The sequence below is a fragment of the Geomicrobium sediminis genome (assembly GCF_016908595.1).
Lineage (GTDB): Bacteria > Bacillota > Bacilli > Bacillales > Marinococcaceae > Geomicrobium_A > Geomicrobium_A sediminis.
In genome coordinates, this window is record NZ_JAFBEC010000007.1 from 100308 (window position 1) to 119119 (window position 18812).

At 41.8% G+C, this 18812-nt stretch carries 17 protein-coding genes; 6 read left to right on the forward strand and 11 right to left on the reverse strand.

Annotated elements, in window-relative coordinates:
* Positions 1–66: 66 nt before the first annotated feature.
* Positions 67–426 carry a kinase-associated lipoprotein KapB gene (kapB, locus tag JOD17_RS12435; RefSeq protein ID WP_204698133.1) on the reverse strand — a complete coding sequence of 120 codons (360 nt, stop codon included), beginning with the start codon at positions 424–426 and terminating at the stop codon, positions 67–69.
* A 157-nt stretch (positions 427–583) separates the two neighbouring features.
* Between kapB and JOD17_RS12440 the strand changes: the two genes are divergently transcribed.
* Complete coding sequence (locus tag JOD17_RS12440; RefSeq protein ID WP_204698135.1) at positions 584–1522, forward strand: FUSC family protein; 939 nt, start codon at positions 584–586, stop codon at positions 1520–1522.
* A gap of 28 nt (positions 1523–1550) precedes the next feature.
* On the opposite strand, the gene JOD17_RS12445 is transcribed toward JOD17_RS12440, so the two are convergent.
* Positions 1551–3038: a glutamate synthase subunit beta gene (locus JOD17_RS12445; RefSeq protein ID WP_204698137.1), complete on the reverse strand. Its 1488-nt coding sequence runs from the start codon at positions 3036–3038 to the stop codon at positions 1551–1553.
* Positions 3039–3065: 27 nt separating this feature from the next.
* Positions 3066–7646 carry a glutamate synthase large subunit gene (gltB, locus tag JOD17_RS12450; protein ID WP_204698139.1) on the reverse strand — a complete coding sequence of 1527 codons (4581 nt, stop codon included), beginning with the start codon at positions 7644–7646 and terminating at the stop codon, positions 3066–3068.
* 424 nt (positions 7647–8070) lie between these two features.
* Between gltB and JOD17_RS12455 the strand changes: the two genes are divergently transcribed.
* From JOD17_RS12455 to JOD17_RS12470, 4 genes are all read left to right on the forward strand, one after another.
* The gene (locus JOD17_RS12455; protein ID WP_239575524.1) at positions 8071–9060 is read left to right on the forward strand and encodes a toxic anion resistance protein; all 990 of its coding nucleotides are present in this window, start codon (positions 8071–8073) and stop codon (positions 9058–9060) included.
* 30 nt (positions 9061–9090) lie between these two features.
* The gene (locus JOD17_RS12460) at positions 9091–10008 is read left to right on the forward strand and encodes a hypothetical protein (protein WP_204698143.1); all 918 of its coding nucleotides are present in this window, start codon (positions 9091–9093) and stop codon (positions 10006–10008) included.
* A 60-nt stretch (positions 10009–10068) separates the two neighbouring features.
* Positions 10069–11001, forward strand: a complete 933-nt coding sequence (locus JOD17_RS12465) for an MBL fold metallo-hydrolase (protein WP_204698146.1) — start codon at positions 10069–10071, stop codon at positions 10999–11001.
* Positions 11002–11062: 61 nt separating this feature from the next.
* Complete coding sequence (locus JOD17_RS12470; RefSeq protein ID WP_204698148.1) at positions 11063–12028, forward strand: DUF2777 family protein; 966 nt, start codon at positions 11063–11065, stop codon at positions 12026–12028.
* 17 nt (positions 12029–12045) lie between these two features.
* On the opposite strand, the gene JOD17_RS12475 is transcribed toward JOD17_RS12470, so the two are convergent.
* The 8 genes from JOD17_RS12475 to ilvA form a co-directional block, all read right to left on the reverse strand.
* Positions 12046–13626 (reverse strand): PH domain-containing protein, encoded by a 1581-nt coding sequence (locus tag JOD17_RS12475; protein WP_204698150.1) that lies wholly within the window; start codon positions 13624–13626, stop codon positions 12046–12048.
* Positions 13619–14098, reverse strand: coding sequence for a PH domain-containing protein (locus JOD17_RS12480; RefSeq protein WP_042360083.1), 480 nt, complete (start codon positions 14096–14098; stop codon positions 13619–13621). The genes JOD17_RS12475 and JOD17_RS12480 overlap by 8 nt, the downstream gene beginning before the upstream one ends.
* A 16-nt stretch (positions 14099–14114) precedes the next feature.
* Positions 14115–14324 carry a hypothetical protein gene (locus tag JOD17_RS12485; RefSeq protein ID WP_204698152.1) on the reverse strand — a complete coding sequence of 70 codons (210 nt, stop codon included), beginning with the start codon at positions 14322–14324 and terminating at the stop codon, positions 14115–14117.
* Positions 14325–14337: 13 nt separating this feature from the next.
* On the reverse strand, positions 14338–15462 hold the full coding sequence (locus tag JOD17_RS12490; protein ID WP_204698154.1) for a virulence factor: 1125 nt from the start codon (positions 15460–15462) through the stop codon (positions 14338–14340).
* 70 nt (positions 15463–15532) lie between these two features.
* Positions 15533–15955, reverse strand: a complete 423-nt coding sequence (locus tag JOD17_RS12495; RefSeq protein WP_204698156.1) for a TlpA family protein disulfide reductase — start codon at positions 15953–15955, stop codon at positions 15533–15535.
* 1 nt (position 15956) lies between these two features.
* Positions 15957–16265, reverse strand: a complete 309-nt coding sequence (locus JOD17_RS12500; protein WP_204698157.1) for a thioredoxin family protein — start codon at positions 16263–16265, stop codon at positions 15957–15959.
* 66 nt (positions 16266–16331) lie between these two features.
* A complete protein-coding gene (locus JOD17_RS12505; protein ID WP_239575506.1) occupies positions 16332–17033 on the reverse strand; it encodes a DUF3891 family protein in 702 nt (233 codons plus the stop codon).
* A gap of 53 nt (positions 17034–17086) precedes the next feature.
* Positions 17087–18355: a threonine ammonia-lyase IlvA gene (gene ilvA / locus JOD17_RS12510; protein ID WP_042360090.1), complete on the reverse strand. Its 1269-nt coding sequence runs from the start codon at positions 18353–18355 to the stop codon at positions 17087–17089.
* Between the two features lie 239 nt (positions 18356–18594).
* On the opposite strand from ilvA, the gene JOD17_RS12515 reads away from it, so the two are divergent.
* Positions 18595–18786 (forward strand): hypothetical protein, encoded by a 192-nt coding sequence (locus JOD17_RS12515; RefSeq protein ID WP_042360091.1) that lies wholly within the window; start codon positions 18595–18597, stop codon positions 18784–18786.
* The last annotated feature ends 26 nt before the right edge of the window (positions 18787–18812 follow it).

Consider the following 18812-nt stretch of genomic DNA (forward strand, 5'->3'; position numbering starts at 1 on the left):
CGTAAGAAAAGAGGACGACGGAAAACGTCACCTCTTTTTTGGATGCTCATGTATAAAATTATCGCGTTACTTTTCGTATCTTGTTTGCAATTCTTTTAAACTCGAAAGCGCTTTTTCACCAAATTCATCTTCCCGTTTTTCCATTTTGGAAATTTCGGCTTCTACCGCTTCATGCAAACTTTCTTCATAAGAAGGAAGATCATCTGAATAGGCTTTGACGGTAACCGTTGGCACCCATGCCTTTTCTAAATATGCAAGTGCGTTTCTTTGATGAAATAGTGGTACATTTGTTTCAAATCCTTGATGAAGGTCTCCTTGCATCGGATGCTTTTTGACTGCTTTTACTTGAAGAAGTGTTCGTTCGCCACGTTCTTCAACAACTTCTCCGATATAGATCCCTGTTTTGTACTTACCGGTTACGTACACCCCATCACTCCCTTCAAACCAACTATAGGAAAATTCAATTCTATCATACGTGATCTTTTCTATATTGTTCAAGAGCTTCTTTTAAATTCGTGCATAATTATTTTTTTCCGTTGCATACTAACTGTAAAAATTTGAAAAAGATTGAAGGATGAACGGCATGTCACTATTCTTTTTGCGTAGCTCAAAGCGACTGATTAAACTCTTGACGTCCATGACTTTTAGCCTTTTGCTTTGTCATCTTCTCTCAATTCCGCCGTTATTTGCGATCGTAACGACTTGCTTTGCCCTTGAGAATACGAGCTTTGACGCCGTTCGTAACGGAGCTGTTCGCCTCGGGTCTGCTCTTGTTGGTGCCGGCTTTGCCCTCGTCTTCTATTTTATTCTCGGAGCTCATCCGCTCATGTATGCCAGTGTTGTGATCGTCATCATTCTCATCATGAACGTGTTCGTCTATAAACGATTTACGATGATCGCATCCATCACAGCCTTTGCCATTATGCCTTCCATGTTTGATCATCATTTAGAATTTTATAGTGAACGAGTGATGAGTTCTATGATTGGAATTATGGTTTCAACCGTTGTGAACATGTATGTGTTACCGAATAATTTCATGCCTGAACTACGAAATAAATATGAACGATTAATCGAGCAAGCATCAATCATTTCACCGCTCAACTCATCCACGAAGAAATTGATTCAAAAGCGCTTGAATGAGTTCGAACGCATGGCTGCAAAACAAAAAAAACAATGGCGGTTGCGTCCTGGTAACGCAGATGAGACGAGACAATTACGATACTTTGAGCATCAAAAACGTTTCCTAGCTGAACTTTTTCAACAGCAATTTTCATTTAGTGAGCAGACGACTACACCATACATTGTACAATTTATTATGCGTCTTCCTGCTCATTACAGGAAATTAGGACGAGCTGAACGGCGGAAGCTATTGCACTGGCTTGATACGATTGCCCCGAAAATTCCTGCCGATTTCAAAGTGAATTACGAGTATGTTATGCAGCTTTTGTTTGTCTTGGACCGTCCTTCTTATTTACATACGTTCCAACATGACAACCAACAGAAAAAGCACGTAAAAGCGTGAATTCGCTTTTACGTGCATGATTAACTTTTTATACTAGAATCGTAGACCCCATTAAATATCGATCCACTTCACGTGCTGCTTCTCTTCCTTCATGAATCGCCCAAACGACAAGGCTTTGACCGCGACGATTATCACCTGCAGCATAGACACTCGGTACGCTCGTACTGTATTGACCATATTCTGCCTCAACCGTACCTCGATTTGTCGTCTTCACACCCATTTGTTCAAGAAGCTCTCGTTCAGGCCCGGTAAACCCAATCGCTAATAGCACGAGATCCGCATCCCAAACTTTTTCAGATCCAGGTATTGGTTTACGTAGTTTTTGTCCGTTTTCAAACACTGTTTCTGCTTGTACGGCTTCAAGACCGACTAAAACACCATCATCATCAGTCACAAAACGAGTCGTTAACCATTGGTACGCTCTAGGATCTTCTCCGTAAACGGCTTCTGCTTCTTTATGTCCGTCTTCTTTCGCAAACGTTAACGGAAATAATGGCCACGGGTTTCCATCATTACGCGTTTCACCTTTGATTTTGTTAATATCAAATTGTGCAATTGACTTCGCACCGTGACGTACAGATGTTGTAATACAATCCACACCTGTGTCACCGCCTCCGATCACGATGACATTTTTGCCAGCAGCAGAAATGTATTGACCGTCTTCATGCTTTGAATCGAGCAATGACTTCGTGTTTTGCGTTAAGAAGTCCATCGCAAAATGAACACCCTTAGCATCATGCCCCGGCACATCACTAACTCCACGTGGTACCTGTGCTCCAGTACACAAAATCACCGCAGAATAGTCATTGTTCAATTGTTCCCAAGAAATCGCTTCACCGATGTTAACGTTTGTCTTAAACGTAATGCCTTCTTCCTCTAAAATACGAACGCGTCTCATGACAGTTTCGTAAGGAAGTTTGACGTCAGGAATTCCGTACGTTAATAGACCACCAACACGATCTTCTTTTTCATAAACAACGACAGTGTGACCGACTTTATTAAGTTGGGCTGCTGCTGCAAGTCCAGCAGGTCCTGAACCAATAACGGCGACACGCTTTCCTGTTCTCTTGCGAGGTGGCTTCGCTTTAATCCACCCTTCTTTAAACCCATTTTCAACGATTTGCCATTCAATTGATTTAATCGTAACCGCATCGTCATCAATGGCAACTGTACAAGAACCTTCACAAGGTGCTGGACATACTTTACCCGTGAATTCTGGGAAATTATTCGTTTTGTGCAAACGTTCTAACGCATCTTTCCAGCGGCCGTGATAGACGAGATCGTTCCATTCAGGAATTAAGTTGTACACTGGACAACCAATTTCATCTGAACCAGGAACGTTCGTTCCTGCTTGGCAAAAAGGAATCCCGCAATCCATACATCGTGAAGCTTGCTGCTCAATGTCGGACTTTGGTGGTGTTACATGGATGTCTTGCCAATCTTGAACACGATCACGAGGATCACGTTTTTTAGGTACCTGTCGTTCAATTTCCATAAATCCAGTCGCTTTACCCATCGTTTCCCCTCCTGTTCAAAACCGTGATTACTTAACCACTGCTTTCGCTCGCTTGCTTTCATCAAAAGCGGCCATAACCGCTTCCTCTTCAGAAATACCTTCTTTAATCGACGTATCAATCGCTTTTAACATGTTGCGATAATCTGTCGGAATTACTTTAACAAAGTGCGTTTTTTCTTCATCCCAATTCGCTAAAATGCGATTACCGATCGGGCTTTTCGTGTGTTCTACATGTGCTATGATAAGCGTTTTTAGCTCATCTTCGTCATGTTGTTCTAATTGATCAAGCTCGACGAGTTCACGGTTGCAGTGAGCTTCAAACGAGACTTTTGGATTGTACACATAACTCACACCACCAGACATACCAGCAGCATAGTTTTTACCTGTGTCACCTAATACAACGACCGTTCCACCTGTCATGTACTCTAAAGCGTGATCACCGACACCTTCGACGACAACTTTTGCACCACTATTTCGAACACAAAAACGTTCTCCGGCGATTCCAGAAATATACGCTTCACCACTCGTAGCACCGTAAAGCGATGTGTTACCAACGATGATATTTTTTTCAGGTTCAAGTGGCGCATCTTCGTGAGGATGGACGTAAATCTTACCTCCAGATAAACCTTTGCCAATATAGTCGTTGCTATCGCCTACTAGGCGTAGCGTCATTCCTTTAGGAACAAACGCTCCAAAACTTTGTCCAGCAGAACCTGTAAACGTTAAGTCGAGCGTATCTTCTGGCAAACCTTCTGCTCCGTAGCGCTTCGTAATCATACTTCCAATGACCGTTCCAACCGCCCGGTTAATACTCCAAACTGGGAAGGAGCGTTTTAACGGCGTTTTATTTTCAATTGCTGGTAAGCAGCTGTCCATGAGCATTGTCGTATCGAGTGATTCACCGACAAGGTGCTCTTGCTCACTCGTTCCAAAATGTGCCGATTGATTTTCAGGATTCGGACGATATAAAAGCGATCGTAAATCAAGTTGCTTCGCTTTTTTGCCAATAACATCGTCACGTTGCTCGAGTAGATCTGCGCGTCCAATCATGTCATCAATTTTCGTAAAACCGAGCTCTGCCATTAATTCGCGCATTTCTTCAGCGATGAACGTCATAAAGTTTACGACATGTTCAGGATCACCTGCGAACTTCTTACGCAGTTCAGGGTTTTGCGTTGCAATTCCGACAGGACACGTATCAATATGACAAACACGCATCATGACACATCCGAGCACAACGAGCGGTGCTGTCGAAAGTGCATACTCTTCTGCACCGAGAAGTGTTGCGACCACTAAGTCGCGACCTGTCATCATTTTCCCGTCCGTTTCTAACTTAATACGGTTGCGAAGTCCATTCATTACTAACGTTTGATGAGCATCTGCCAAGCCAATCTCCCAAGGTAGACCGGTATGTTTAATGGACGTCTTTGCAGCCGCGCCTGTACCGCCGTCATAACCACTGATGACGATTCCATCCGCACGGCCTTTCGCAACACCTGCAGCAATCGTACCGACTCCCGTACCTGAAACGAGCTTTACGCTTATCCGTGCATCAGGATTCGAATGTTTTAAATCATGGATTAATTGCGCCAAATCTTCAATTGAATAAATATCATGATGTGGTGGTGGTGAAATTAAGCCAACTCCTGCTGTCGTTCCACGCACTTTTGCTACCCAAGGGTACACTTTATTGCCTGGTAATTGTCCACCTTCACCCGGCTTTGCACCTTGCGCTACTTTAATTTGTATTTCATCAGCATTGACTAAATAATGACTCGTCACACCAAATCGTCCAGAAGCTACTTGCTTGATTGCACTTCGCCTTAAATCACCATTGTCATCCACTGTAAAACGATCCGGATCTTCGCCACCTTCACCAGTGTTCGATCTTCCTCCGATTCGGTTCATGGCAATTGCAAGCGCCTCATGTGCTTCTTTAGAGATCGAGCCAAATGACATCGCTCCTGTTTTAAAGCGTTTAAAAATCTCTTCAACAGGTTCAACTTCATGAAGCTGTACACTTGGACGATCTTTCTTTAATTTAAGCAATCCACGTAACGTCGTTTGCTTTTTCTCTTGTTCATTAATTGACTTGCTATATGATTGATAAAGTTTGTGGTCATTCGTTCGACAAGCATGTTGCAACATATGAATCGTGTGCGGATTGTATTGATGTTCTTCTCCATCTCGTCGCCACTGATGATCGTCACCTTCTTCAAGCGTCAATTGATCATGCTCAAGTTTACGGTAAGCGGTCGTGTGACGCGTAATGGCATCATTTGCAATCGTTTGTAAATCAATGCCACCAATTCTTGTAGGCGTCCATGTAAAGTGTTGATCAATCACTTCTTTTGAAATTCCAATCGCTTCAAAAATCTGTGCACCACGATAACTTTGGATCGTACTAATACCCATTTTTGAGAGAACTTTCATCATGCCTTTTGTAGCTGATTTAATGTATTTCGACACGGCTTCAACATAGGAATGCGTTTTAAGATCATCACTTCGAATTAACCCTTCTAACGAATCGAAAATCAAATACGGGTTAATTACTTCTGCACCGTAACCGAGCAACACACAATAATGGTGTACTTCACTTGCTTCGCCTGTTTCAACGAGAATGCTTACTTTCGTGCGATTCCCCGTGCGAATGAGGTAATGGTGCAAACTTGAAACGGCTAGCAACATCGGAATTGGCACAGCAGAACTACTCACGAGTTTATCGCTTAATACTAGCAACGTTATGTCATCATGTAACGCTTGATCAGCTTCTTTATGAATTTGTGAAAGTGCTTGTTCAATACCGCTACCATCACGAGACGGCTCAAACGTCGTTGAAATCGTCACCGCATGTAGACCCGGTTCGTCACAATGAATGAGCTTTGCCATCTCTTCATTTGTGACGAGTGGGGTATCCAAATAGATATGCCTTGCGTTTTCTTTTGTCGGATGTAACAAATTGCCTTCACGACCAATCGTCGTTCCAACTGCTGTTACAACTTCCTCACGAATTACATCAATCGGAGGATTTGTCACTTGCGCAAACTGCTGCTTAAAGTAGTTGTAGAGCAGTTGAGGATTATCGGACAAGACCGCTAACGGATTGTCATACCCCATTGAACCGACTGGATCTGCACCGTCGGTAACGAGCGGCTTAATCATTTTATGGATTTGCTCAAACGTATAACCGTGAACGGCTTGCTTTAAACGTAACTTCGTCTCATCAAACTCCGTTACTTCAACAGCACTCTCACGAATATCGTCTAGCGTCTTTAACTCTTCATTCACCCACTCTTTGTATGGGTTTTCATTAATAATGGACTGTTTAACGTCTTCATCAGGGATAATACGCCCTTCTTCTGGGTCAACAATCAACATTTGCCCTGGCTTTAAGCGGTTTTTTTCAACCACTTTACCTGGCGCTGTCGGTAATACTCCGACTTCTGAACTCATTACAACGATATCGTCTTCAGTCACGATATAGCGCGATGGCCTTAACCCGTTACGATCAAGCGTCGCTCCAACCCGTTTTCCATCTGTAAATACGATTGCAGTTGGACCGTCCCACGGTTCCATTAACGTACTATGATATTGATAAAATGCGCGTTTATCATCACTCATATGTTCAGCATTTTGCCAAGGTTCTGGAATCATTAACATTGCTGAATGGGCAAGCGAGCGACCTGATAACGTGAAAAACTCAAATGCGTTATCAAACATCGATGAATCGCTACCACTTTCATCAATGACTGGACGAACCTTCTCGAGATCTTCTCCAAATAATTTAGATTGGAATACCGCTTCTCTAGCATGCATCCAATTCACATTACCTTTAATCGTATTAATTTCACCGTTATGCATCAGATAACGGTTTGGGTGAGCGCGCTCCCAACTAGGAAATGTATTCGTACTAAATCGTGAATGAACGAGAGCGATTGTACTTTTAAACGTTTTCTTCTTTAGGTCGATAAAGAACGTACCGAGTTGTTCTGTCGTTAACATGCCTTTGTATACGATTGTTCTTGTTGAAAGACTAGCGAAATAAAAAGAATCCCCTTCTTCAAGTAACGATTGAACGGCCTTTTCTGTCCGCTTTCTCACGACGTACAACTTTCTCTCTAACTCATCGTCGATAAGTCCATCAGCAGCAATAAATACTTGCTGAATATAAGGCTTTGCCGCAAGAGCGGAATCACCAATGCCATTTGTATTCACCGGTACATCACGAACACCAATTACGTTTGCACCTTCTTGTTCAGCCATTTGCGCTAATATTTCTAGTGCACGCTTACGTCGCGTGTCATCGGTAGGTAGAAATAGCATCCCGACACCATATTCACCTTTTTCAGGCAATTCGAAGCCTGACTCGACTGCCGCTTCTTTGAAAAAGCCGTGTGGAATTTGAAGTAAAATCCCAGCACCGTCTCCTGAATTAGGTTCTGCCCCTTGTCCACCGCGATGCTCAAGGTTGGCTAGTAGATCAAGCGCACTTCGTACGATCGTATACGAAGGCTGTCCTTTCATATTCGCCAAAAAGCCGATCCCACAATTGTCATGTTCAAATTCGGATCGATAAAGACCCTTTGGATTAGTATTGTCATGAAACAATTTATTCCACCTCTTTCTTAACAAAAAAGATCTCTTCACGAAACTAGTAAAAATGATCTTACCACTTATCTGAACCTTCGGCAAATTGCAAGCGCCGTTTATTTCAGCATGTAAGCGCTTAATATAATGTCACTAAAGGAAAAAAATCTAACAATGATTTTTATGATTTTTACGTTTCTTTTTGAAATTTATACAACTTCTATTCAGTTTTGAAACCTAATACTTTTACGCTCGTATATAGATCAAGACAATCCGAAAGTGAAAATGGTATAATGTAAGCATACATTTGCACGCATACGGTGAACGGAAAGGTGGAAACGACATGCAAGAAGATAAACCAAACGAAACATTAGATGAAACGAACTTTGAAACTGACCTTCCCGCCGAGGAAAAAAGTGAAGCAGCCAAAAATGCTGAGAACTATATGAACAAGTTTAAACAAAACTCGAACACTCAAGAGCTCATTCAACAACTCAGTTTACTCGGTGAAGATGAACAAAAACTAGCAGGCGATTCGTTAGAATCCTTAAAGCGACCTGTTCAAGATATGTTGCACAATAAAAATAGCGAACTGCCTGAGCAACTATTTGAATTACGTCAACATGTCTCTACGTTAGAACCTGAACATCTTAATGAAGGTTTCTTACAAAAAACATGGAACAAAATCACAAGACGAAACCCAATTGAACAGTATGCTAAGAAGTATCAAACGGTCGAAGCACAAGTTGAGAACATCATTGAAGCCCTTCTAAAAGGTAAAGATAAACTTCAAGAGGACAACTTGATGCTCGAGCAATTACGCGATACAGCAACGTCTCGGATTGCTAACCTTGAAAAGCAAATTGAGACAGGTAAACAGCTCAATACGATGCTCGAAGAAGAAATGACAGCCGAAAATTGGAGAGACAATCCTCAAGAATTGCAAAAAGGGCAACAAAAAGTCATCACGAGAATTAAAAACATGACGCAAGCGGTTATGGTTTTGCAACAATCACTTGCATCCGTTGATCTCATTAAAGAAAACAACGATAAGTTAGAAGAAGCGATTTTTAACGCGATTACGATGACAAAAAACGTCATTACGGTTACTGCTTCAATCCAACTTGCACTTGGTAATCAGAAGAAAGTAATTGATGCGGTTCAAAGTGTGAATCAAGCGACTGAAGATATGATATTAAGCAACGCGAAGACGCTTCGTTCCAACACTGAAGAAACGTTAAAGACGTTGGAAGAACCAGCAATTGCAATTGAGTCTTTTAGAAAAGCATACGACGATGTTCAAACAGCCATTGAGCTGACTGAACAATCGAATGAGCGGATTGTTCAATCAGGAAAAGCATTTATTGCTGAACTTGATGAACTGAATAAAAACGTCCAAGCACGTTTACCAGAACGTAGTGACGATCGCTCTTAATGATTAACTTTAGTGAAGGTGCTGATGACAGTGAAAGATTGGTTGACGACTTCTTGGCGAGAACGCTTTATACCGGAAAGAATGCGTACGGTCGATGACCAAATCTTTTCCGACCCTAACGGGCTTTCACTGATTAAAGAAAGTGAAGCAATTCTCGACAAGATCATTGCACACATGTTAAAGAACGGTCCGATACGCGGATCGCAAGTGTACAAGAAAAATGCACGTACATTTAAACTCAGGCTTAAAGTTAGTCAAAAGCACGTGAAGTTATTAACGTTCGATACGCACGTCTCCCCTTCTGCCATAAAAAAGCGATTCGTACTCAGTTATACGCGTAGCGAGCATTCACGCGGGAGCCAAAAGATGCTTAAAGAAGGTTCTGTGTATTATATGAAAAACGGCAAATCTCACGTTAGAAGCATTATGAAGTCGCCTTATTTTCACGGCATTATCCAAAAAATGCAGCACATTGACGGTGCGATGGATGGGCATGCTCCTACTTCATTTATCGAACCTCCGATGCCAGAAGAATCACCCAAAGCATCCAAAGAAGTTCAAACCGAACAAGATCATTACACAACATCGTTAAACTACTTAACGATGCAAAAACATGATTTACCAGAGCCAATTCAAAATCGACTACATCAATTGCTTGAGCGGCTGAACCCGTTTCAACATCAACTCCGCCAGCTTTCAGTTGAAGATCGTTACCAAGTAAAACGCATGGCACAAGAGGACATTCCAAACCTCATTTCAGCCTATAAAGAGCTCGATAACGAAGAACAAGAAGAACAGATGCCTCGTATTTATGAAGCACTCACAAAAATGGAACTGGTCATTTCAAAGCTTGAAGAAAATGATGAACAACTGAAAAATGAGCGCTTTGATTATTTAATTCGACTAAATGAACGTCGTTATACAGGTGGGGATGACGCTGACCAATAATCAGCGTCTCCTATTTGACGTTTTTCGAATAATTAAACTTTTAATTAGAGGTGATTAACAATGATCAAAATTGCTGACAAGACGTATTTAATTGACGGTTTAGATTTAGGACTCGAACAACGTACTGGCATTTACGTTTTAGAGGGAGATGAATTAACGATTATTGAAACGGGACCTAGTTGCTCCTATGAACCGATTGTTAAAGGCTTAAATGAGTTAGGTTACACGCTCGATGACTTGCTACATATTATCGTCACCCACGTCCATCTCGATCACGCAGGCGGTGCGGGTCAACTCATGCAAAAAGCCAAAAACGCGACACTACACGTTCACCCAAAAGGCGCAAAGCATTTAAATGATCCGACAAAATTAATTCAAGGCGCCAAAGTTGTATACAAAGACAAATTCGACGACTTGTTTGCTCCTGTTCTTCCTTGTCCAGTTGAGCACACAGTCAGTCATGAAGATGAAAGTGTATTGCAGATTGCCGCGGACCGTAAGCTCACTTTTTTTCATACACCAGGACATGCCCTGCACCACTTTTCAATTCAAGATGAATTAACCGGAGCAATTTTCACAGGGGACACGCTCGGAATTTATTACGGAAGGCTTTCGCAAAAAATGGGAACTTGCATCGCAATTCCTAGCACATCACCGTCACAATTTGATGAACAAAGCATGCTTAATTCTTGGGAACGTATAAAGTCGCTTAAACCTGCAATCATCGGTTTTGGTCACTTTGGAGTTTCAACCGATCAACAAGAAGTATTTCAATCGCTTCACAGCAGCTATGACGTGTTTAAAACCGTTCTTTCACAAGAGCACGTCGATCCTACACGTCTGTCGCACATATTATTTGAAGCTCTACTTGAACACTTTTCCATTGAAGATCGTGACGATGACGATGTTCAAATGATGAAGATGGATTGCGAGGTTTCTGCTTTAGGACTAATTGATGCCTACCATAAGGGTCGTATCGGACTTGTCAGTTGAAGAAGTAGCAAAAGGTAGATATAATGGATTACGTGATTAGTCCGAAAAAGAGAGGGTTCCTATGAATCGTAAAGAGGCACATTTAACGCAAGGTAAAACCGTCGTGTTCACTGAGCAAAATCCGAAATGTAGCTATTATGGCGTTTTACAACATATTGAAACACCAAAAAATAAAATTTGGACTGGAAAAATTGTCGTACAAGGCGTATATGAAATTCACAATGCCGATGACATTTTCTCTCTTCATTACAGCGGTGGAGAAGAAGTTGACGTGACAGGCGATAAGATTTCCACTTTTTCTGGAAAAGTAGCGCGTTCGTTTCGCTCATCAACACTTATGGCAATTGCCAAGCTTGAGAAGTCAACAAATGCGAACATTCACCAACTTGAGGAAAAGAAACGACAACTTCAAGAAAACCGTCTTCGTTTAAAGAACGGTCATCGAACGTCAGAAGATCCGTATTTGTACTTTAAATTGCAATCGATCGAAGATGAAGTTGTACTCGTTGAGCAATCACAGAGTGAACAAATGATGTTAGACGGCTGCCCTTTCGACTTAGAATGGCTTGATAGTAAAAAGGATGAATGGCAACCCGTCAATTATGATCAAGACTTCAAATTCCGCTTAAAAAGCGGTAAAAAGGTTCGGTTAAAAGAAGGTTCAATTATACGGATTCACAAAGAACAATTTGAACCGTTCCAAATCTTACTCAATGAATTGGAACTACCAGCCAAAGAATCTCTTGCGGTCTTGTTACGTGATTTCGGTTTTAAACGCAAACACCTCGTGAAATGTCACAACACGTTGTTACGACAACTATTACACGCTCAAGAAGAACACCAATTTTCAGGTGTTAACTTTCTTTTCTTCCAAAAAGATGGCAATAGCATCGTCATTCAACACCGTTATGAACGTATCCTTCATCAAGTTGGGGAAGATTACGTATACGACCGGTTTGAATGCACCTCTGACACAAATCAACGTCAAGTCGTCACGTATACGAACATGCAACAACCATCGAAATAAACAAAACGAAGAGGAGTCTAATCGACGATTGACTCCTCTTCGTTTTTGTTTTGCTGTTGTTGTTGTTTTGAAAACCAATCTTTTAAGTCAAAACCATCACTCTCTGAGAGATCTAACACCTCAAAGCTTTTGCCAGAGATGCTTGAGAGAATGGATACAGAAAACGTCGATAGCTTTCGAAACCGTTGAATCGGTGACTGAACGACGTCAGCTGCTTGAATTCTTCGTTTAGGGACAATTACACGGTTTAAGTTAAACAAGCGCCATTGCATGACTAAACGATCATCTGTCACATAGTGGCCTGCATGCCTGTATCGTAAATGTCCGATCCAAAGTGCAGGAATGACGATGAGAAAACTAAGCGCCCCGAACGGTGGAAAGAAATACGTTAACGGCAGAGTTACGAAAAACGTCGGCAAGACTGCACGAATCCAGTAACGAATTCGAGCTCGCTTCGGAAGCTTCGTAAGCGTAATCCCCTCTTCGAATACAAATTCAGGTAAGAAACGACGTAACACTTCGTCAACTTCTTTTCGCTTTACGAGTGGAATGAGCATCGTCGATTGTTGCTCTTCTGCGCTCCCCCCACCTTTACTTTCTACATAGATCGTAGTATAGCCAAAAGGTTGTCGCAAAATCGTACTCACATAGCGAACCGCTGTAATACGATGTACTTTTAACGTGAGTTGCTTCTTCTCTAACAACCCTCGTGAAACGATTAAATCGTTCCCCCTCTTATCAACGGAAAACTGACCGTACTTAACGATCGTAATCCCAATTGATATAAGGTATGCGATGAGCGCAATTAACACGACAAATAGTGCAATCAGCGTCGTCGTTAAGGATAATGCATAACCGACCGTAGACTCATAAAACGTCTCAGGCAACAACACATCAAATTGTGAGACAATCGCAATAACAGCAGACAGTACAAGGCCGACACCGCCTGACGTCATCCCTGCGATAAATAGACGTTTATTCCCGAGGATCCAGCGATCATCTGGCTCTGCTTCTGTCCACTCTTCTTCTACGTCAACAACTTCTGTAGATTCTTCTACGAGTGCGTCTTGATGAACGTCTTCAACTTCTACGTGCTCTTCAATTTCTGAGTGCACGTTAAGCTCCGCTTGTGATTGTTCTGTTTCTTCTGGAACGTCCATCTTTTTCATTAGCTCTCGCTTCAGGCGATTCGCTTCTTGAACAGTTAAAGCATCAATGTCAACGTCTGGTTCACTTCCACCACCCGCTGTCTCAATCTTCACTCGAACTAATCCAAATGGACGTTGTAAAATCCCTGCAGATTTATCAAAGCTTTGCACACGTCGACGTTGAATATAACGATTTTTCTTAATGATAATGCCTTGACGTATATAAAGCTCGTTGTCTTTTACGTAGTACCGATACGTCCACCAGTATAAAAAGCTATACCCGAGTGAAAACAAGATGATGACTGGAATAATAATCAATGTGAAGATCCCGATTCCACCACCGGTACTTCCGATGAAGAAGGCAATAATAAGCGGGATAATAAACCCTTTAATGCCTTGCACGATCATAATTGGCACTGCTGCCCAGTGCATGCGTTTGCCGTCAGTCATCTTCATCAGCCGTTTGGGCCAAAACGGCAATTTGATCCCGAAGATCAGAGGCCACTTCTTCTGTTAAAGCAGGAATTTGATGGATGGTCGCAGCTGTCGAAATGCTTACAGCAGACAACTTATAATGACGATAAATTGGACCTTGCTCCGTGTCTACGTGTTGAACACGGTTCATCGGAACGAGCGTCCTGCGGATAATAAACACACCATACTGAAAATCGATTTCTTCATCATGTACTTCATAGCGCCATCTTCGCCAACGAATGGCTGGTACGACGAGACTTTTCATAATGACGATTAAAATCCAAGCGATTACCATGACGTATAAAATCCAGAATGGCCAATCAAATACGAAAGAAAGCACTCCATACACAATCGGGATAATTAAGTAAAATAAACTTTCAAATAGTCCAGTAATCCGCCAAACCGGAAGCGCCTTTTTTGATAGGCGCTTCGCTGGTGCTTGTCGCATGTGAACGGCTCCTTCCTTACTCTTCGTCACGCACGTAAATGATCTCTACATCCAACGACTTTAAATAATCAATGACCGCATCATTTAATTGTTGGTCTTGCAACAATCCGAGAGACTCGACGAGTTCAAGCTCATCAAACTCGCCATTCTCAGCTTCTTCAATTAAAGTGAGGACCTCCGTTAACTTACGCTCTTCAAGTGTTTCAATTAATTGTTCTCGTTTCATGTTTCACCTCTAATTAGTCTTTCGCTCTTACTGACTCTGTCATCTGTTTCCAAACGGAACCTTTAGCTTCTTCTCCGCCTTCGATTCGTTTTAGTGCCATTTTCATTTGCATATCCACTTCAAATTCAGGATCTGGAATGGCTGCTTTTAATGGTTCAATTGCACGTTCATCACCAACTTCAAACAAGAACATTGCCGCTCTCCAACGTACGAGCTTACTCTTATCATTCAAGCTTTTGATCACTTCATCCATCGCACTTGGATCTCCTAAGTCAGAAAACGTGTCTGCAGCTGTTCGACGAATGGTCGCGGATTTATCTTTCATCGCTTCATATAAATAAGGAAGAATAGCTTTGGTTTCAATCATTCCAATTAACGTTACAGCGAGGCGGCGCACAGAAAGCTTCTCATCTTTCATAGCGATGCTTAAGATTTCTAGATCATCTTCTGTTGGATCCATCTGATCGAGTGCTGCAAAACGCTTCTTCCAATCTGGATCTTCTAGCATTTCTTTCGTCACTGCATATGGCTTTGGACGTTCTACTGAACTGCTATCCGTTGCATAGTGAACGAGGCGATCTAATCGTTCTTGATCGTATGCTGCCTTCACTTCTTCTAACACTTCTTGACCGATTTCTTCAAGGTCGTTCCCGTAACGAACGGCACGTTCTTCCCAAGAACGATCTAATACAATGTTATCGTCCGCATTCGCTGCTTTAAATGCAGCTTGTTCAAACCGCTCAGGCAAACCGACACGCTTTTCCTCATCAGACGTTAAAAGTTTCACCTGCATTGGAATGTTTTTAAACATTTGAAGTTGTACTTGTACTTCACCGTAATGATCAGCAACGACTTGTTCTTCATTCGTGTCTTCTTTTGTATCTTCTCCAAACACTTGTCTTGCCTTCTGCAAAACGGGCTCCCATTTCGCCTTTGGTTCGCGTTCAAGCGCAATAAAATCAGCTACGTGATACACACCTTTGATGCCTTCAATTTTGAAGAGTTCTTGAATTTCTTTTGGTGCATCACTATGATTGTCTTTCGTATAGTTGTTGCTTTTGCCAGATCCTAACGCTTGATCAAGCGTTAGCTTCATCGTATTCGGACTTGGTGTTGGTTCAATGGATCGGATTTGCATCGTTATTCCTCCTAAAACTGCTACGTCTGTCTCGGTTTCTATCATACCAAATCAACCGTTGCTTTTCTATTTAACGAATGTAAGGCACGAGATGTTTCATAATTACTGTAAAATCTTCAGTATCACCGAACGTTTCGACAATCTTACTTTCACCATCGATGATAAATGTCGAGGGAACCCCTTCACATCGATAGGCTCGATACGTATCAAGTTGGTTATCTAATACGTAAGGTACAGGGTTTCCTAATGTATTCATAAGCTTCTCCCCTGCTCCTTCTTCACGTTCACGACCAACAACATTCACAAAAAGCATGTGTAATCCGGTCGTTGTTAATTGTTCATAGAGCCGCGTTTTTTTATCAAGATCAATCTGTGAATCTGGACACCATGATGCCCAAAATGTTAGCAATAACGGGCTCCCTGCATAATCTTCTAACGAATGATACGTGTTTGTTACAGGGTTATACAACGAAAACGAAGGCGCGAGCTTCATATTAATGCTCCTCCTTTCTTGCACCCATCCAATGTACAACATTTAGAACACTTTTCATCGTCACAAGTCTTTCTCGATGTTCACCGTCTTTATACAATAATGTTGGTACAGTCATTATTTGTTCTTTTTCAGCGACGTGCTTCGTTAATTGCAAATTGATTTTGTACACAGAATCCTCGATTCCACACACTTTACTTGCCTCATAAACAAATCGCTCTGCAATCTGACACGTATAACAAAACGGCGAGACGACTAAGACGTACCCTCGTTCGTACTCATTGAATTGTTGTTCAGATAGTTCAGCTATCATAAAATCCTCCTTACACAGGAAGAACCTCAATCCGAAAGATCGAGGTTCTTGAAACGTCATTTCCCATTAAGTGACCGGTTTAAACGTCACCCATAACGTTTGTAGGGAACTAGTTTGAAACGCTTTTAAGAAATCATCTGGACTGTCATTCGTTTTCTTTACCGTTCGATAATTATGAGGAACGGTCACAGTAGTGCGAAAAGGAAAAGGATGGAGCGTTACCGACTGATGATCCTTCCAATTCGCTTCAATCGTCTGATCGTCTAAAAACGAAAACGTTTGTGAAAACCCTCGTTTAAACCACGGCCATTCATCTTCTTTGTTCACACCTGGCTCATTTAGTGCAACATAAAGAGAAATCTCATCTAATAGACGAAGTACGGATAAATCGTATCGAAGATCGTCTTGATTGTCTAGCGATAGCCATAATTCACGCCTTCTTTTTTCTTCTTGTTGTTTGAACTTGGTTGCTAAATCGTCTGTTGGCGCTTCATAAAAGCTAGATAAATGTTGACTGATCAAATATCCTGCACGTTTATTCATTAGAGCCGCTTCTGTAATTCCCTTTTCATACAGAGGAATCTTCAGTGAATCTGGAAAGGATGTAAAATCATACGGCATCGCTTCACTCTCGTTAAAACGAGGAACATGATCTTCCACTTGCCAACCTCGGTCATGTTCAAAACAAGCCGTTACAACAGCCGTAAAGCAGGAGCGTTTTAAGCGAATGTCGTCTCCCCAACACCGAGCCAATTGTCCCGTGAACATCCCGTGCTCATGTTGATTAAAGAGTACCCATTCATCACTTCGACTACGGATAATCATAGTACAAAGTTAAACAGTTTATCTGACGTAGAAATTTCATCAACATCAAATCCTTCGGCTTTCATTCGTTGAATAAGCACAGGGTAATCAGCTGCTGACTTTAATTCGATGCCAACGAGAGCTGGTGCGATGGAGCGATTGTTCTTCTTTACGTAATCGAACCGTGTAATATCATCGTCTGGCCCTAACACGTCATTTAGAAATTCTCGCAATGCACCAGCGCGTTGAGGGAAATTCACGATAAAGTAATGTTGCAATCCTTCATAAATTAACGAGCGCTCACGCATCTCAGCCATACGACCAATATCATTGTTCCCTCCACTAACGACACATACGACAGTTTTGCCTTTTATTTCATCTTTATAGAAATCCAATGCTGAAATTGACATGGCTCCAGCTGGCTCAGCAACGATTGCTTGCTGATTGTAAAGCTCAAGAATAGTTGAACAGACTTTTCCTTCAGGCACGAGAACGATGTCATCAATTAACTGCTCACACATCTTAAACGTTTGCTCACCAACGCGTTGTACCGCAGCACCGTCTACGAACTTATCGATCTCTTCAAGTTCGATGACTTCTTTTCTTAAGAGTGCCTGTTGCATAGACGGGGCACCTTCAGGCTCTACGCCAATTAACTTTGCCTGCGGTTGGATGGACTTTACGTACGTACCGAGCCCAGCCATTAACCCGCCGCCACCAATAGAGGCAAATACGTAATCAATTTGCCCACCGATGTCATTTAAAATTTCCATACCGACCGTTCCTTGGCCAGCAATAATCTTCTCATTATCAAAAGGATGCACAAATGTCATGCCGTGCTTCTCTTCATAACGCTTTGCTTCTTTAAACGCATCGTCAAACGTATCGCCAGTAATGATAACATCGACGAACTCTTTGCCAAATTGCTTCACTTGATCTTGCTTTTGACGAGGCGTCGTAGTTGGCATGAAGATGGCGCCTTTTACTTTCATAATGCGACAAGAGTAGGCAACCCCTTGGGCGTGGTTCCCTGCACTTGCACAGACGACCCCATTTTCCAATTCCTCATCAGATAAGCTCTTCATTAAGTTATACGCGCCGCGAATCTTAAATGATCGAACGACTTGCATATCTTCTCGCTTTAAGTAAATATTCGCACCATAACGCTCAGAGAGCACTTCATCTCGTTGCAATGGCGTATGGGTCACGACATCTTTTAACGTCTGATGGGCAATAATAATGTCTTCTAGCTGTACTTTGTTCATCATTTGTTGATTCTCTGCCATAACTAAACCGCCTTTTTATTTAACAATTAACGCTTTTCTAGATAATGTATCAATTATAGCATGTGTGTTTCAACAATGCGCCACTCTTTCCTAAACCTTTAAGCTTTTCTGCAAAAATTTCACGATCACTTGCATATCAGAAGGATTTCTAGCAAATCTTCGGCGGTCTGCGTTGAAAAACGGACGTTTTACTTCTATAATGAATGAGGTAATACCGTGAATGAAGGAGGTAATTAAACATGAAAGCAAAATTATCAACGGCGTTCTTCTCTTTTCTAGTTCTTTTCTTAATCCCAGTGCAGTCGTTTGCTGCATATGGCGAAGATGATGCAGGAAGTGAAGCAAGTACGTTTCTAATCGTCTCATTAACTGTGTTTTCATTTGCAACGATTATTTACTTGCTCATTTCTACGTTTAAAGACAACAATTAATTTGTAGAAAGAAGAGTAAAACGGTC

What these genes read in the sequence shown, in the direction of transcription:
- ilvA (WP_042360090.1), bottom strand. Translation starts at nt 18,355, where the DNA reads ATGGCAGAGAATCAACAAATGATGAACAAAGTACAGCTAGAAGACATT.
- JOD17_RS12475 (WP_204698150.1), bottom strand. Translation starts at nt 13,626, where the DNA reads ATGACTGACGGCAAACGCATGCACTGGGCAGCAGTGCCAATTATGATC.
- JOD17_RS12485 (WP_204698152.1), bottom strand. Translation starts at nt 14,324, where the DNA reads ATGAAACGAGAACAATTAATTGAAACACTTGAAGAGCGTAAGTTAACG.
- JOD17_RS12465 (WP_204698146.1), top strand. Translation starts at nt 10,069, where the DNA reads ATGATCAAAATTGCTGACAAGACGTATTTAATTGACGGTTTAGATTTA.
- JOD17_RS12505 (WP_239575506.1), bottom strand. Translation starts at nt 17,033, where the DNA reads ATGTTCACGGGACAATTGGCTCGGTGTTGGGGAGACGACATTCGCTTA.
- JOD17_RS12500 (WP_204698157.1), bottom strand. Translation starts at nt 16,265, where the DNA reads ATGATAGCTGAACTATCTGAACAACAATTCAATGAGTACGAACGAGGG.
- JOD17_RS12515 (WP_042360091.1), top strand. Translation starts at nt 18,595, where the DNA reads ATGAAAGCAAAATTATCAACGGCGTTCTTCTCTTTTCTAGTTCTTTTC.
- JOD17_RS12495 (WP_204698156.1), bottom strand. Translation starts at nt 15,955, where the DNA reads ATGAAGCTCGCGCCTTCGTTTTCGTTGTATAACCCTGTAACAAACACG.
- JOD17_RS12440 (WP_204698135.1), top strand. Translation starts at nt 584, where the DNA reads ATGTCACTATTCTTTTTGCGTAGCTCAAAGCGACTGATTAAACTCTTG.
- JOD17_RS12455 (WP_239575524.1), top strand. Translation starts at nt 8,071, where the DNA reads ATGAACAAGTTTAAACAAAACTCGAACACTCAAGAGCTCATTCAACAA.
- JOD17_RS12480 (WP_042360083.1), bottom strand. Translation starts at nt 14,098, where the DNA reads ATGCGACAAGCACCAGCGAAGCGCCTATCAAAAAAGGCGCTTCCGGTT.
- JOD17_RS12470 (WP_204698148.1), top strand. Translation starts at nt 11,063, where the DNA reads ATGAATCGTAAAGAGGCACATTTAACGCAAGGTAAAACCGTCGTGTTC.
- JOD17_RS12445 (WP_204698137.1), bottom strand. Translation starts at nt 3,038, where the DNA reads ATGGGTAAAGCGACTGGATTTATGGAAATTGAACGACAGGTACCTAAA.
- JOD17_RS12490 (WP_204698154.1), bottom strand. Translation starts at nt 15,462, where the DNA reads ATGCAAATCCGATCCATTGAACCAACACCAAGTCCGAATACGATGAAG.